14 protein-coding genes and 1 other annotated feature are annotated in these 14,801 nt (G+C 53.3%); all 14 genes read left to right on the forward strand.

Going from position 1 to position 14,801, the window contains the following annotated elements:
- Positions 1-174, forward strand: a 174-nt coding sequence (locus G5B42_RS10560) for an EF-Tu C-terminal domain-related protein (protein WP_456237057.1), incomplete at its 5' end; no start/stop codon positions are given.
- Between the two features lie 202 nt (positions 175-376).
- A complete protein-coding gene (rpmG, locus tag G5B42_RS10565) occupies positions 377-526 on the forward strand; it encodes a 50S ribosomal protein L33 (protein ID WP_181340444.1) in 150 nt (49 codons plus the stop codon).
- Between the two features lie 15 nt (positions 527-541).
- On the forward strand, positions 542-739 hold the full coding sequence (gene secE / locus G5B42_RS10570; RefSeq protein WP_181340445.1) for a preprotein translocase subunit SecE: 198 nt from the start codon (positions 542-544) through the stop codon (positions 737-739).
- A 14-nt stretch (positions 740-753) separates the two neighbouring features.
- Positions 754-1,278, forward strand: coding sequence for a transcription termination/antitermination protein NusG (nusG, locus tag G5B42_RS10575; protein WP_181340454.1), 525 nt, complete (start codon positions 754-756; stop codon positions 1,276-1,278).
- A gap of 30 nt (positions 1,279-1,308) precedes the next feature.
- Positions 1,309-1,731: a 50S ribosomal protein L11 gene (rplK, locus tag G5B42_RS10580; RefSeq protein ID WP_181340446.1), complete on the forward strand. Its 423-nt coding sequence runs from the start codon at positions 1,309-1,311 to the stop codon at positions 1,729-1,731.
- Positions 1,732-1,804: 73 nt separating this feature from the next.
- The gene (gene rplA / locus G5B42_RS10585; RefSeq protein ID WP_181340447.1) at positions 1,805-2,515 is read left to right on the forward strand and encodes a 50S ribosomal protein L1; all 711 of its coding nucleotides are present in this window, start codon (positions 1,805-1,807) and stop codon (positions 2,513-2,515) included.
- 18 nt (positions 2,516-2,533) lie between these two features.
- Positions 2,534-2,675: a sequence feature (ribosomal protein L10 leader region), on the forward strand.
- A 30-nt stretch (positions 2,676-2,705) separates the two neighbouring features.
- The gene (rplJ, locus tag G5B42_RS10590) at positions 2,706-3,230 is read left to right on the forward strand and encodes a 50S ribosomal protein L10 (protein WP_181340448.1); all 525 of its coding nucleotides are present in this window, start codon (positions 2,706-2,708) and stop codon (positions 3,228-3,230) included.
- A 76-nt stretch (positions 3,231-3,306) separates the two neighbouring features.
- Entirely contained in the window at positions 3,307-3,684 is a 378-nt protein-coding gene (gene rplL, locus G5B42_RS10595) for a 50S ribosomal protein L7/L12 (RefSeq protein ID WP_181340449.1), read from the forward strand.
- A 442-nt stretch (positions 3,685-4,126) separates the two neighbouring features.
- Positions 4,127-7,591, forward strand: coding sequence for a DNA-directed RNA polymerase subunit beta (gene rpoB / locus G5B42_RS10600; RefSeq protein WP_181340455.1), 3,465 nt, complete (start codon positions 4,127-4,129; stop codon positions 7,589-7,591).
- 83 nt (positions 7,592-7,674) lie between these two features.
- Positions 7,675-11,190, forward strand: coding sequence for a DNA-directed RNA polymerase subunit beta' (gene rpoC / locus G5B42_RS10605; RefSeq protein WP_181340450.1), 3,516 nt, complete (start codon positions 7,675-7,677; stop codon positions 11,188-11,190).
- 195 nt (positions 11,191-11,385) lie between these two features.
- Positions 11,386-11,640, forward strand: coding sequence for a ribosomal L7Ae/L30e/S12e/Gadd45 family protein (locus G5B42_RS10610; protein WP_187351008.1), 255 nt, complete (start codon positions 11,386-11,388; stop codon positions 11,638-11,640).
- A gap of 15 nt (positions 11,641-11,655) precedes the next feature.
- A complete protein-coding gene (rpsL, locus tag G5B42_RS10615; RefSeq protein WP_181340451.1) occupies positions 11,656-12,090 on the forward strand; it encodes a 30S ribosomal protein S12 in 435 nt (144 codons plus the stop codon).
- Positions 12,091-12,102: 12 nt separating this feature from the next.
- A complete protein-coding gene (gene rpsG, locus G5B42_RS10620) occupies positions 12,103-12,573 on the forward strand; it encodes a 30S ribosomal protein S7 (protein ID WP_181340452.1) in 471 nt (156 codons plus the stop codon).
- A gap of 51 nt (positions 12,574-12,624) precedes the next feature.
- Positions 12,625-14,688 carry an elongation factor G gene (fusA, locus tag G5B42_RS10625; RefSeq protein WP_181340453.1) on the forward strand — a complete coding sequence of 688 codons (2,064 nt, stop codon included), beginning with the start codon at positions 12,625-12,627 and terminating at the stop codon, positions 14,686-14,688.
- Positions 14,689-14,801 lie beyond the last annotated feature (113 nt).

Here is a 14,801-nt window from a genome sequence, read left to right on the forward strand (position 1 = left end):
GTGACCGGTGTGGCCAAGCTGCCTGAGGGCGTGGAGATGGTGATGCCGGGCGACAACATCACGATGACGATCGAACTGATCAGCCCGATTGCGATGGAAGAGGGATTGCGTTTTGCGATCCGTGAAGGCGGCCGGACCGTCGGGGCCGGGGTTGTGACCAAGATTCTTGAGTAATAATTGAGGAACGTACTGTGACGGGGAAGCCGGAAGGCTCCGGGAAAACGGGCTCCGGCTTCTCTGTTGTCAGGACTGGAAGCGATGGGGAATTCATCATGAAAAACCCTTGACAAGCTTCTTACCGTGTGATAATCTTTAACGGTGATATAATGTCGAGAGGCTTATTTTTTTCGTCTATTTTTTGCTGGAGGTGGAGACGGTGCGCGAAGGTATTACATTAGCATGTACGGATTGCAAAAACAGAAATTACCGCACCAATAAAAATAAAAAAAGTAATCCCGAGCGGTTGGAGCTGAAAAAGTATTGTAAGTTCTGCCGCCAACATACGATTCACCGGGAAACCCGGTAAAGGTGGGAGTTTGCGATGGCTGAGAAAAAAAGAAGGGTCAGTGTTGGCAAGTTCTTCCGAAGCGTCGCGGCTGAAATGAAGAAAGTAGCCTGGCCGAACCGGAAAGAAGTGAGCACCTATACCACCGTAGTTTTGGTGACGGTAGCGGCGGTAGCTTTGCTGATCAGCATTTTTGACTCGATCTTAAGTCTGATCCTGTTCAGGATTAAATGACGAGTGTGATGCCTGTGGAAAAAGCTTGGTATGTTGTGCATACCTATTCGGGGTATGAGAACAAAGTAAAAGCCAATCTGGAACGGCGGGTCGCTTCCATGGCCATGGAGGACCAGATCTTCCGGGTTTTGGTCCCCATGGAGGAAGAATACGAGTATAAGGACGGGAAACGTAAACTAACGAAGAAAAAAGTCTACCCGGGTTACGTGTTGGTGGAGATGATTATGACCGATGACTCGTGGTATGTGGTGAGAAATACCCCCGGCGTGACTGGTTTTGTCGGCCCTGGCTCCAAACCGATTCCTCTTCAACAAAAAGAGGTTGAACAGATCCTGCGCCAGATGGGTGTTGATCAGCCCCGTCCCAAGCTGGATTTTTCCATTGGCGAGCCGGTACGGGTGATTCGGGGACCCTTTGAAAACTTTTCCGGGATTATTGAAGAGATTAACCCGGAAAGAGGAAAGCTGAAGGTTCTAGTCTCCATGTTCGGACGGGAAACGCCGGTGGAGTTGGAATATAATCAGGTAGAAAAGTACTAAGATCTTAGGCGAGAAGGAGGTGTCGGGACGATGGCCAAAAAAGTTGCGGCGTTAATTAAACTACAGATTCCAGCCGGGAAAGCGACTCCTGCTCCGCCTGTTGGTTCCGCGCTCGGACAACATGGCGTTAATATTATGGAGTTTACCAAGGCTTTTAACGAACGGACGGCGAATCAGGCCGGAATGGTGATTCCTGTGGTGATCACCGTCTACGAGGACCGGTCTTTTACTTTTATCACCAAAACCCCGCCGGTGCCGGTCCTGCTCAAAAAAGCGCTTAACTTGGAGAAAGCTTCGGGTGTTCCCAACAAAGAAAAGGTCGGGACCATCTCGCGCGACAAGGTTCGTGAGATTGCCGAGCTTAAAATGGTCGATTTGAATGCGGCCAGCGTCGAAGCGGCCATGCGCATGGTCGAAGGCACGGCGCGCAGTATGGGAATTGTCGTCCAATAGCTTTCTCCCTGGTGGGAGGATACGCAGAGCGAAAAGATCCGTTTGAACCACGAAACGAGGAGGATTTAAGATCATGCCGAAGCATGGCAAAAAGTATCTGGAGATGGCGAAGGCCATTGACCGGGAGCGCCTTTACGACCCCCGGGAGGCCATTGAACTGCTAAAGAGTATTGTTAAAGCCAGCTACGACCAGACGGTCGAAGTGGCGATCCGTTTGGGGGTTGACCCCCGGCATGCCGACCAACAGGTGCGTGGTACCGTTGTCTTGCCCCACGGGACCGGAAAAGCCGTACGGGTTCTGGTCTTTGCCAAGGGTGAGAAGGCCAAAGAGGCTGAAGAGGCCGGTGCCGACCGCGTTGGCGCGGAAGATGTAGTGGAAGAGATCCAAAAAGGATGGCTTGATTTTGACGTGGCGGTCGCCACCCCCGATATGATGGGCATGGTAGGGCGGCTCGGTAAGATCCTCGGCCCGAAAGGTTTAATGCCCAACCCGAAAACGGGAACGGTAACGATGGATGTGGGTAAGGCCGTCCAAGAGATTAAAGCCGGTAAGGTCGAGTACCGCGTCGACAAGACCGGAATTGTTCATGTTCCGATTGGAAAACTGTCTTTCACCGCCGACCAGTTGTTTGATAACTTCAAACGGCTTTTAGGGGCCGTGATCAAAGCCAAACCGGCGGGGGCGAAGGGAACTTATCTGAAGTCAATTACCCTTTCCTCAACCCAGAGCCCGGGGATTAAGATTTCTCCGCAGACGACAACAATGGCGGTGGCGAGCGAATAAAAAAAACAACAACTTCATATAGAAAAAGAAAACTGACCATAGACAGCAGGTATCCGGGCAAATCCTCGGATTTAATGTTTGCCTGCCGAGGTTAGGATGTTTCGATCGTCAACGACGAGCCCTTTCTTTGTGTCTATGGAAGGGCTTTTTCTATTTTCCCAGGACCAGTGACAAATAGGGAGGTGAGAAAATGGCAAGACCGGAAAAAGTGGCGGTTGTCGATGAGGTTTACGAAAAACTAACCAAAGCCCAGTCGGTGGTCTTGGTTGACTTCCGGGGCTTAACCGCGCAAGAGGCAACAGAGCTCCGGAAGAAACTACGGGCAGCCGGTGTCGAGCTGCGGGTGGCGAAAAACACCTTAACCCGTTTGGCGGCAGAAAAGGCAAACCTGAAGGAATTGCATGTTTATCTTGAAGGACCGATGGCGCTTGCTTTTGGGTATGAGGATCCGGTTTCTCCGGCGAAAATTCTGTCCGAATTTGCGAAGGACCATAAGAAACTGGAGTTAAAAGGCGGCGTCCTGGAAGGCAAAGTGATTGACCAAGCGATGGTCAAAGCCCTTGCCGAGCTTCCGAGCAAGGAGGTCCTGCTCGGTCAGTTGGCTGGTTTACTGCAAGCACCCATTCGCAACCTGGCGTATGTCCTTTCCGCACCCATCCGGAACATGGTTTACGTGCTCGATGCGGTCCGCCAGAAAAAAGGCGAGGTTGCTTAAGGTTGCTTGAAGAGGCTTGAGCCTATGTTTCCCACTACTAAAATTAATTGAGATTAATATTTAAGGAGGAAGTTGAATGTCCAAAGTTAATGAAGTCTTAGAGATCGTTAAAGGCATGTCCGTATTGGAACTGAATGAACTGGTGAAAGCTTTTGAAGAAGAGTTTGGCGTTTCGGCGGCGGCTCCGGTGGCCGTGGCCGCACCGGTTGCTGCCGGTGGGGCGGCCGCGCCGGCGGAAGAGAAAACCGAGTTTGATGTGATTCTGGCTTCGGCCGGGGACAAGAAGATCAACGTGATCAAGGTTGTCCGCGAACTGACCGGTCTGGGCCTGAAAGAAGCCAAGGATCTGGTGGACAATGCGCCGAAACCTCTTAAAGAAGGAATCAGCAAGAAAGAAGCCGAAGAACTCAAGGCTAAACTGGAAGAGGCCGGCGCGACGGTTGAAATTAAATAATAATGATGAAAGGCTGTCCCAAGCGACAGCCTTTTTTTATTGAAATTTGTTATTGACAAAAAAAAATAACAATGATATAATCACATAATGCTAAAGTATTTGCAGGATGTCTGATTATGCCATCACCTTGTTATATGTAGGTGATTTTGATTTTCTCTTTTAATTTATTCTTCGCCAACTACATATATGATTTGATTAAACCGCATATTCGGCAGGGGTAACTGGGGTTAGCCTTGCTTTTGCCATTTTATCACCTAAATGGTTAAAGGTTCGACTCCGGTTTTTTTTGCGCAAAAATTTTCTTATTCTATTTTATTATGGTTTGGGGAAAAAAGCAAACTGAGTTGTTAAATAAGGGGAAGAGGTGAGGATTTTGCCGGAAGAGAGGAATGGGGTTAAACGACGCAGAGTTAATTTCGGGAAGATCGACGAAATTCTACCGATGCCTAACCTGATCGAGATCCAACAAAAATCCTACCAGTGGTTTTTGGAGGAAGGGCTGCGCGAGGTCTTTCGTGAGATCTCACCAATTCAGGATTTTACAGGAAACCTTATTCTCCAGTTTATCGATTATTCCCTCGGCGAACCCAAGTATGACGTGGAAGAGTGCAAAGAAAGGGATGCCAATTACGCGGCACCTCTGCGGGTTAAGGTCCGGTTGATCAATAAAGAAACAGGGGAAGTTAAAGAACAGGAAGTTTTCATGGGCGATTTCCCCTTAATGACCGAAAAGGGTACGTTTGTTATTAACGGTGCCGAACGGGTGATCGTTAGCCAGTTGGTCCGTTCACCCGGTGTGTATTTTGGCAAGACCGTTGACACCAGTGGGAAAACGGTCTTTTCAGCCAGTATCATTCCCAACCGCGGGGCCTGGCTGGAGATGGAGTTTGATGCCAACAACGTTCTTTATGTCCGGATCGACCGTACCCGCAAGATTCCGGTCACCGTCTTTCTCAAGGCGATGGGGCTCGGCAACAACGTCCAACTTTTGGAGCGCTACAACAACCACGAAGCGATCCAGAGTACCCTGGAACGGGATAGCACCCAAAACCAGGAAGAAGCCCTGATCGAGATCTATAAACGGCTGCGGCCGGGTGAACCGCCCACGGTCGACAGTGCCCGGACGCTCTTTGAAACCCTCTTCTTTGAGCCGCGCCGCTACGATCTGGCGGCCGTCGGCCGGTATAAACTCAACAAAAAGCTGGGTCTGAATTTCCCGCCCCGGTCGGTTCCGGCTCATGTGGATGAGCATGGGAATGAAGTACCGGCCGTGGAAGCGGTGCGCACCTTGACCCCGGAAGATGTGGACGCGGTAGTCCGCTATCTCCTGGACCTGCTTGATGGCAAAGGGGAAGTTGATGACATCGATCACCTGGGGAACCGCCGTTTGAAACGGGTGGGTGAACTTTTACAGAACCAGTTCCGGATTGGGCTCTCCCGCTTGGAACGGGTGGTGCGCGAACGGATGACCATTCAGGATCTGGACGTGATTACCCCCCAGGCCTTGATCAATATCCGGCCGGTGGTGGCGGCCATCAAGGAGTTCTTTGGTTCCAGCCAGCTTTCCCAGTTCATGGACCAAACCAATCCTCTGGCCGAATTAACCCACAAGCGGCGGCTTTCGGCGTTGGGGCCGGGTGGTCTCTCCCGTGAGCGGGCCGGTTTCGAGGTGCGCGACGTGCACCACTCCCACTACGGCCGGATGTGCCCCATTGAAACACCGGAAGGTCCGAATATCGGCCTGATTGGTTCTTTGACCACCTATGCCCAGATTAATGAGTACGGTTTTATTGAAACCCCCTATCGCCGGGTGGTCGACGGGAAAGTGACTGATGAGATTGTTTACCTCACCGCCGATGAAGAGGACAAATATATTATCGCGCAGGCGAACGAGACCTTTGACCCGGAGACCCGGCTGTTCAACAACGAAAAAGTGTCGGCCCGTTTTAAAGAGGCCATTCTTGTGGTACCGCGGGAAGATGTCCACTTCATGGACGTTTCGCCGAAACAACTGGTCAGTGTGGCGACCGCCCTCATTCCCTTCCTGGAGCATGACGATGCGAACCGGGCGTTGATGGGGGCCAACATGCAACGGCAAGCGGTTCCGTTGCTCACAACAGAGGCGCCTTTGGTCGGGACCGGGATGGAATATAAATCGGCGATCGATTCCGGTGTGGTAATTACGGCCAAAAACGCGGGAATTGTGGAGAAAGTCACCAGTGAGCAGATTCAGATCCGGACCGATGACGGGAAAATTGATTATTACCGTTTACTGAAGTTTAAACGGTCGAACCATGGGACCTGTATCAACCAGCGGCCCATTGTTGCCCATGGGCAGCGGGTGGAAGCCGGTGAGGTCATTGCCGACGGTCCTTCCACCGACCATGGGGAATTGGCCCTGGGGAAAAACGTTTTAGTGGCCTTTATGCCTTGGGAAGGTTACAACTACGAAGACGCGATTTTGATCAGTGAAAAACTGGTCATGGACGATACCTTCACCTCCATCCATATTGAAGAATACGAATGCGAAGCCCGCGACACCAAACTGGGGCCCGAAGAGATTACCCGGGATATTCCCAACACCTCCGAAGGGTCGCTGGATGATCTGGATGAAAACGGGATCATCCGGATTGGGGCCGAGGTCCGGCCGGGTGATATTTTGGTCGGGAAAGTGACCCCCAAAGGCGAGACCGAGCTGACCGCCGAAGAACGCCTGCTCAGGGCGATCTTTGGGGAAAAGGCCCGCGAAGTACGGGATACTTCGCTGAAGGTGCCCCACGGCGAATCGGGGATGGTTGTTGACGTGAAGGTCTTCAGCCGGGAAAACGATGATGAACTGGCCCCCGGGGTGAACAAACTGGTCCGCGTCTATGTGGCCCAAAAGCGGAAGATCTCCGAGGGGGATAAGATGGCCGGCCGTCACGGGAACAAGGGGGTCATCGCCAAGATTCTACCCGTCGAAGACATGCCGTTTCTTCCCGATGGCACCCCGGTGGAGATCGTCCTCAACCCGCTCGGGGTTCCGTCCCGGATGAATCTGGGACAAATCCTCGAAACCCATTTGGGGTGGGCGGCGAAGGTTCTGGGATTCAATATTGCGACGCCGGTTTTTGACGGCTTGTCGGAAGAGGAGATCGTCAAGCTCTTAGAAAAAGCCAACCTGCCGAAGGACGGGAAGATCACCCTTTACGACGGACGGACCGGCGAACCGTTTGACCGTCCGGTGACCGTTGGTTATATTTACATGCTGAAACTGGCCCACCTTGTTGATGACAAGATTCACGCCCGTTCCACCGGACCCTACTCCTTGGTTACCCAACAACCGCTGGGCGGAAAAGCGCAGTTTGGTGGACAAAGGTTCGGGGAGATGGAGGTTTGGGCGCTCGAGGCCTACGGGGCCGCCTATACGCTGCAGGAGTTGCTGACGGTTAAATCCGACGACGTGGTTGGCCGGGTCAAAACCTATGAAGCGATTGTCAAAGGGGAGAATGTCCCCGAGCCCGGTGTCCCCGAAGGGTTCAAGGTCCTCATCAAAGAACTGCAAAGTCTGGGCCTTGATGTGAAGGTCCTGGCCGAAGAGGCGGAAGTGGAGCTGAAGGATGATGAGGATGATGTCCGCGAGATGGCTAAAGAATTAGGATTGGAACTGGAAGATTCGGCCTTCTCCGATAAAGCGCCCGCCCGGAAGGGAGAAAGCGACGACCGGGACCAAGGTGAGGATGAGGACGAAGACCTCGAGGACGACGAGGACCTGGACGTCGAGGAGGACTTTGACGACGAAGCGGACGAGGATTTTATCGATGAAGACTTCGATTTGGATGAAGAAGATCTGGACCTGCCAACGGATCGCGATGAACAGGTAGAGACTGGGGAGGAAACCACGGAAGAAATGCCTGCCACCCGGTGATCCTGCGGCCAGGAATGGACGACAGGTTACTGATCAAGTTGACGAAATACGGCCAAAAAAATGGGTCAGGGAGGGATTGAGCCATGTTGGACGCCAATAATTTTGACGCCATCAAAATTGGGTTAGCCTCCCCCGAACAGATTAGGGCTTGGTCAAGTGGGGAAGTGAAGAAACCGGAAACGATCAATTACCGGACCCTAAAGCCTGAACGGGAAGGTTTGTTCTGTGAGAAGATTTTTGGACCACAACGGGACTGGGAATGCCATTGCGGTAAATATAAAAGAGTACGGTACAAAGGGATTGTTTGTGACCGCTGCGGGGTGGAAGTGACCCGGTCGAAGGTACGGCGCGAACGGCTGGGCCACATTGAACTGGCCGCCCCGGTCTCCCATATCTGGTATTTCAAAGGAATTCCCAGCCGGATGGGGTTACTGCTTGACATGTCCCCCCGGGCGCTGGAGAAAGTACTTTATTTTGCCTCCTATGTGGTGATCGATCCGGGTCCGGAGGAGACCACCCTCAGTAAAAAACAGTTGTTGTCGGAGAACGAGTACCGGGAAGCCTTGGAAAAATACGGCAACAGCTTCGTGGCGATGATGGGCGCCGAGGCCATCAAAAAGCTCCTGGAAGAGATCGACCTGGATCAATTGGCCGCCGAATTAAAGAAAGAGATCAGGGAAGTAAGCGGCCAAAGGAAAGTGCGGGCCATCCGCCGTTTGGAAGTGGTGGAAGCTTTGCGCAAGTCGGGAAACCGTCCCGAGTGGATGATTATGGACGTTATTCCGGTCATCCCGCCGGAACTCCGGCCTATGGTGCAACTGGACGGCGGCCGCTTTGCCACTTCCGATTTGAACGATCTATACCGGCGGGTTATTAACCGGAACAACCGGCTCAAGCGCCTGTTGGAGCTGGGGGCGCCGGACATTATCGTGCGGAACGAGAAACGGATGCTCCAGGAGGCAGTGGACGCCCTGTTTGACAACGGGCGCCGGGGCCGGCCGGTGACCGGTCCGGGCAACCGGCCCTTGAAGTCCCTCAGCGATATGCTGCGCGGGAAACAAGGGCGGTTCCGCCAGAACCTCTTGGGGAAACGGGTGGACTATTCAGGCCGTTCGGTTATTGTCGTCGGTCCGGATCTGAAGATCCACCAGTGCGGGCTGCCGAAGGAGATGGCTTTAGAGTTATTCAAACCCTTTGTCATGAAAAAACTGGTCGATCAGGGGTTTGTGCATAATATCAAAAGTGCGAAACGGATGGTGGAAAAGGCCCGTCCCGAGGTGTGGGATGTTTTGGAGGAAGTGATCAAAGAGCATCCGGTCCTCTTGAACCGGGCACCGACTTTGCACCGCCTGGGGATTCAGGCCTTCGAGCCGGTGCTGGTGGAAGGACGGGCGATCCAGGTCCATCCCTTGGTCTGTCCGGCGTACAACGCCGACTTTGACGGGGACCAAATGGCCGTTCACGTACCGCTTTCCGCGGAGGCGCAGGCGGAAGCCAGGATTTTGATGTTGTCCGCCCACAACATCTTGTCGCCGGCCCACGGACGACCGCTGGCTACGCCCAACCAGGATGTGGTCATCGGGTGTTATTACCTGACGATCATCCGGAAAGGTATGAAGGGTGAAGGGCGTTACTTCTCGTCGCCGGAGGAGGCAATGTTGGCCTATTACACCGGCAATATTGCGCTCCATGCCAAGATCACAGTCCGGACGGAGAAGGGCCGGATCGAGACGTCGGTTGGCCGGCTGATCTTTAAAGATCAGGTGAGCATCGACCCCGATTATCTGGACGAGATCTTTGCGGAGATCGGTGACCACGGAACAACCCGTAAGGTTCTGAACAAGATCGTCTCCTTTGTCTGTCAGCGCTACGGTACCCACCGGACTGCGGAGATTCTGGACCAACTAAAACGCCTTGGTTACCGGTTTGCGACCCAGTCGGGGACGACGATTGCGGCGACGGATATTTCCACTCCGCCGCAGAAGAAAAAGATTGTAGAAGAGACGGAGCGCCTGGGCGATCTGATTGAACAACAGTACCGGCGCGGCTTAATCACCAAAGAAGAACGTTACCAACGCTTCATTGATATCTGGGCGAAAGCCAAGGAAGATGTCACCAAGGCGATGGTGGAAAACTTCGACCCCTTTAACTCGGTAGCGATGATGTCCACCTCCGGAGCGCGGGGTAATGTTTCCCAGCTTTCGCAGTTGGCGGGGATGCGGGGTCTGATGTCGGACCCGTCAGGACGCATCATCGACCTGCCGATTAAAGCCAACTTCCGTGAGGGACTGACGGTGTTGGAGTTCTTCATCTCCACCCATGGTGCCCGGAAAGGCTTGGCCGATACCGCCCTCCGGACCGCCGACTCCGGTTATTTGACCCGGCGGCTGGTTGACGTGGCCCAGGATGTGATCGTCCGTGAAGTAGATTGTGGAACGAACGACGGGATCTTCCTGACGGCGATTAAGGATGGGGACGAAGTAATCGAGTCCTTGGAAGAACGGATTGTCGGCCGCATTGCCGCCGAGGATCTGGCGGATCCGGCGACCGGTGAACTGATTGTTGGTTTTAACGAAGAGATCACCGAGACCGTGGCCAAACGGATTATGGCGGCCGGGATTGAGAAGGTTAAAGTGCGCTCGGTCTTAACCTGTCGGACACGCCACGGGGTTTGTGCCCACTGCTACGGCCGTAACCTGGCGACCGGGCGGATTGCCGATGTGGGTGAAGCGGTTGGGATCATCGCCGCCCAATCCATCGGTGAACCCGGGACCCAGCTGACGATGAGAACCTTCCACACCGGTGGGGTCGCCGGTGAAGATATCACCCAGGGTCTGCCACGGGTGGAAGAGCTCTTTGAGGCCAGAAAACCGAAGGGTCAAGCCATCATCACTGAGGTGAGCGGAACGGTTAAGATCGTGGAAGTGAAGGGGATCCGCCGGGTTAGTATCATCACCGAAGACGGGGAAGAACATCTATACCAGATCCCTTACGGAGCCCGCTTGAAGGTGCGGGACGGCAGCCAGGTGGAAGCCGGCGACCGTCTGACCGAAGGTTCGGTGAATCCCCATGATATCTTAAAGATCAAGGGGATCCGGGGCGTACAGATGTACCTCGTCCACGAAGTGCAGGAGGTCTACCGTTCGCAGGGCGTCGAGATCAACGACAAACACATTGAAGTCGTCATCCGCCAGATGCTGCGCAAACGGAAAGTGGAAAACCCGGGTGATACCGATCTGCTGCCCGGCAGTCTGGTTGACGTGATGGAATTGGAAGACGAAAACCAAAGGGTGGAAGCGGAGGGTGGTACCCCGGCAGTCGCCCGCCCGGTTCTCCTGGGGATCACCAAGGCGTCGCTGGCGACGGAAAGTTTCCTCTCGGCTGCTTCCTTCCAGGAAACAACACGGGTCTTAACCGACGCGGCGATCAAAGGAAAACGGGACGATCTGATCGGTCTGAAGGAGAATGTGATCATCGGCAAGTTGATCCCGGCGGGGACGGGAATGCCGAAATACCGGGTGATCGATGTCCGAAAAACAGAAGACAACACGGAACCGGAAACGGAGCAACTGCCAACCGCGGAAGAGACCGTTGGTTAAAAAAGCTGGATAGAGGGGCTGGCCGGTCCGGCTCCTCTCTTTTCTTTTTCCGGCAAGGCAAACAGAATGTTAAAACCGGTTGAGACGGGCGAACCGGCTGATCTTTCTGTTGACACGCCAAAGTGAAGATGGTAAACTAAAAAAGTCTGGTTTGTTTAACAATTAATTTTCTTAGGGCGTAAGGGGAGAATATTATTGGGTGAACCGGATCTTAAGACCAGGAAGAAAAGGATCGTCGGTTTAAAACAGACCTTACGGGCAATTCAACAAAACAAACCTTGTATCGTCTACCTGGCGAATGATGTGGATGAACATATTGTGAAAAAGATCAAAATGGCCAGCGCCGGGAAGGACGTTAAGATTATAGTAACACGGGTGGGGAGAAAAGAATTGGGACGCATTTGCCAGATTGATGTTAGCGCAGCAGTAGTTGCTTTGGTTCAAGAATAGGAAGGAGGTGTAACGATGCCAACCATTAATCAGTTAGTAAGAAAGGGACGGAAAAAAGTTTACAAGAAGAGCTCAGCTCCGGCACTACTCTGGTCTTACAACAATAAGAAAGAGGACATGTTTGAAACGGCCAAGGGTAATCCGCAAAAACGCGGTGTCTGTACGAGAGTTTCGACAGTGACCCCGAAGAAGCCGAACTCGGCATTGCGCAAAGTGGCCAGGGTACGCCTTTCCAATCGCTTAGAGGTTACCGCCTACATCCCGGGTGAAGGCCATAACCTCCAGGAACACTCGGTGGTATTGATCCGGGGTGGAAGGGTCAAGGATTTACCGGGTGTGCGTTATCATATCATCCGCGGTACCTTGGACACCGCTGGCGTACAAGACCGTAAGCAAGGCCGTTCTAAGTACGGGACGAAACGCCCGAAAACCGCTACTGCGAAAAAGTAAGGAGGGTTAAACTTGCCACGACGGGGAGCGATACCCAAAAGGGAGATTATTCCTGATCCGATCTACAATGATCCCATGATTACCCAGTTTATCAACAAGATTACCCTTTCTGGGAAACGGGGACTTGCGGAGCGGATTCTATATAAAGCCTTGGATTTGGTCAAGGAGAAGACCGGCAAAGAGCCGTTGGAAGTTTTCCATGAGGCAATGAAGAATGTCATGCCGGTTTTAGAGGTTAGACCGCGCCGGGTTGGCGGTGCCACTTACCAGGTGCCGGTTGAGGTAAGGCCGGAGCGCCGTGTCTCTTTGGCGATGCGCTGGTTGGTCAATAGTGCCCGGGCGCGCGCCGAACGGACCATGAGCGAGCGCTTGGCCGCCGAATTGATTGATGCTGCCAACAATACCGGGGCCTCGATTAAAAAGAAAGAGGACACCCACCGGATGGCGGAGGCCAACAAGGCTTTTGCCCACTATCGTTGGTAAATCGCAAACAGAGATCTTGTTTTCTCTGGGGAACGTTTGGAGGTTTATTTCGTGAGCAGGGAATATCAACTTAGTCAAATTCGGAACATTGGCATCATGGCTCATATTGATGCGGGTAAAACTACCACTACCGAGCGGATTCTCTTCTATACCGGTAAAGTGCACCGGATGGGCGAGACGCATGAAGGTTCGGCCGTGATGGACTGGATGGTTCAGGAGCAGGAGCGGGGGATCACGATCACCGCGGCGGCCACCACTTCGTATTGGAAAGGGCACCAAATTAATATAATCGACACGCCCGGCCACGTGGACTTTACTGTGGAGGTGGAACGCTCCTTACGGGTACTCGACGGGGCGGTGGCCGTTTTTTGTGCGGTTGGTGGCGTTGAACCGCAATCGGAGACCGTGTGGCGTCAAGCCGACAAGTATAATGTTCCCCGGGTTGCTTTTGTCAACAAGATGGACCGGGTGGGAGCCGATTTCTTCCGCGTGATGGAGATGATGCGGACCAAATTGGGCGCGAATCCGGTACCCCTGCAGATTCCCATCGGCGCGGAAGAGGATTTCCGCGGGATGGTCGATCTGATTGAGAATAAAGCCCTTATTTACCTTGACGACTTGGGAACGCAAAGCACGGAGCAGGAAGTTCCGGCCGAGCTGGCGGCAACAGTAGAGAAATACCGTACTCAGCTTCTGGAAAGCCTGGCTGAATTTGACGAAGAAATTTTGGAAGACTATCTGGAAGGAAAAGAGATTGCCCCGGAACGGATCCGGAAGGCGCTGCGGAAGGCGACGATTGAGTTGAAGTTGACGCCGGTTCTGTGCGGGTCGGCCTTTAAGAACAAGGGCGTTCAGTTGTTGCTGGATGCGGTGGTTAATTATCTGCCGTCGCCTTTGGACCTCCCTCCGGTGCAGGGGACGGATGTTAAGACCAAGGACCCTGTGGAACTGAGGCCTGCCGATGATGAGCCCTTTGCGGCTTTGGCGTTTAAGGTCATGACCGACCCCTATGTGGGGAAACTGGTTTACTTCCGGGTTTACTCGGGGGAATTGACCGCCGGCTCCTATATCTATAACGCCACCAAACAGCGGCGGGAGCGGGTCGGCCGTATTTTGCGGATGCATGCCAACCACCGGGAAGAAGTGAAGGTGGTGCGGACCGGCGATATTGCCGCCGCCGTCGGTTGGAAAGAGACCGGCACCGGCGATACCCTTTGCAGTGAAGACAAGCAGATATATCTGGAATCAATGGAGTTTCCGGAACCGGTCATTTCGGTGGCGATTGAGCCCAAGACAAAAGCGGACCAGGATAAGCTGGGAATCTCCCTGGCGAAACTGGCGGAAGAGGACCCGACCTTCCGGGTGCATACCGACCAGGAAACTGGACAAACCATCATCTCCGGTATGGGTGAGCTTCACCTGGAGGTCATCACCGACCGGTTGATCCGCGAGTTTAAGGTGGAAGGAAATATCGGTAAACCGCAAGTTGCCTACCGGGAGACCATCCGCCAGGCGGTCAAAACGGAAGGGAAATTTGTCCGGCAAAGCGGTGGCCGTGGGCAGTACGGCCATGTCTGGCTGGAGATTGAACCGAATCCGGGCGGCGGTTTTGTCTTCGAAAACAAAATTGTCGGCGGGGTTGTCCCCAAAGAGTATATTCCGGCCGTGGAAGCCGGCGTGAAAGAGGCGATGAGCAACGGTGTACTGGCCGGTTACCCCATGGTCGACGTGAAAGTCACCCTGTTCGACGGGTCCTACCACGAGGTCGACTCGTCGGAGATGGCCTTCAAGATTGCCGCTTCCATAGGTTTCAAGGAAGGGTGTAAAAAGGCCAATCCGGTCTTGTTGGAACCGATTATGAAGATTGAGATTATCACCCCCGAGGATTATCTTGGCGATGTGCTTGGCGATTTCAATTCACGCCGGGGGAAAGAGGAAGGGATGGAACCACGTCCGGGGGCGCAGGCGATTCACGGGTATGTCCCCATGGCGCAAATGTTTGGCTACGCCACTGCCCTGCGGTCAATCTCCCAAGGCCGGGCCATTTACACGCTGAGCTTCTCCCATTATGAGGAGGTCCCCGCCAGTATCGCGAAAGAGATCATCAGCGAATAGCCGGTGTGGGGTTTAAAGCGTCAATAGTCAGTAAAACAAAATTAAATAAAAAAAGATTGGCTCTCTGTAGACCTATTATGAAGAGTTGATGAGGAGGATCAGAAATGGCAAAG

The sequence above is a fragment of the Capillibacterium thermochitinicola genome (assembly GCF_013664685.1).
GTDB classification, from domain to species: domain Bacteria; phylum Bacillota; class UBA4882; order UBA10575; family UBA10575; genus Capillibacterium; species Capillibacterium thermochitinicola.

Excerpts from the sequence above, each read along its gene's own strand:
- secE (WP_181340445.1), top strand. The coding sequence starts at position 542 with ATGGCTGAGAAAAAAAGAAGGGTCAGTGTTGGCAAGTTCTTCCGAAGC.
- rplK (WP_181340446.1), top strand. The coding sequence starts at position 1,309 with ATGGCCAAAAAAGTTGCGGCGTTAATTAAACTACAGATTCCAGCCGGG.
- rplA (WP_181340447.1), top strand. The coding sequence starts at position 1,805 with ATGCCGAAGCATGGCAAAAAGTATCTGGAGATGGCGAAGGCCATTGAC.
- rplJ (WP_181340448.1), top strand. The coding sequence starts at position 2,706 with ATGGCAAGACCGGAAAAAGTGGCGGTTGTCGATGAGGTTTACGAAAAA.
- rplL (WP_181340449.1), top strand. The coding sequence starts at position 3,307 with ATGTCCAAAGTTAATGAAGTCTTAGAGATCGTTAAAGGCATGTCCGTA.
- rpoB (WP_181340455.1), top strand. The coding sequence starts at position 4,127 with ATGCCTAACCTGATCGAGATCCAACAAAAATCCTACCAGTGGTTTTTG.
- rpoC (WP_181340450.1), top strand. The coding sequence starts at position 7,675 with ATGTTGGACGCCAATAATTTTGACGCCATCAAAATTGGGTTAGCCTCC.
- rpsL (WP_181340451.1), top strand. The coding sequence starts at position 11,656 with ATGCCAACCATTAATCAGTTAGTAAGAAAGGGACGGAAAAAAGTTTAC.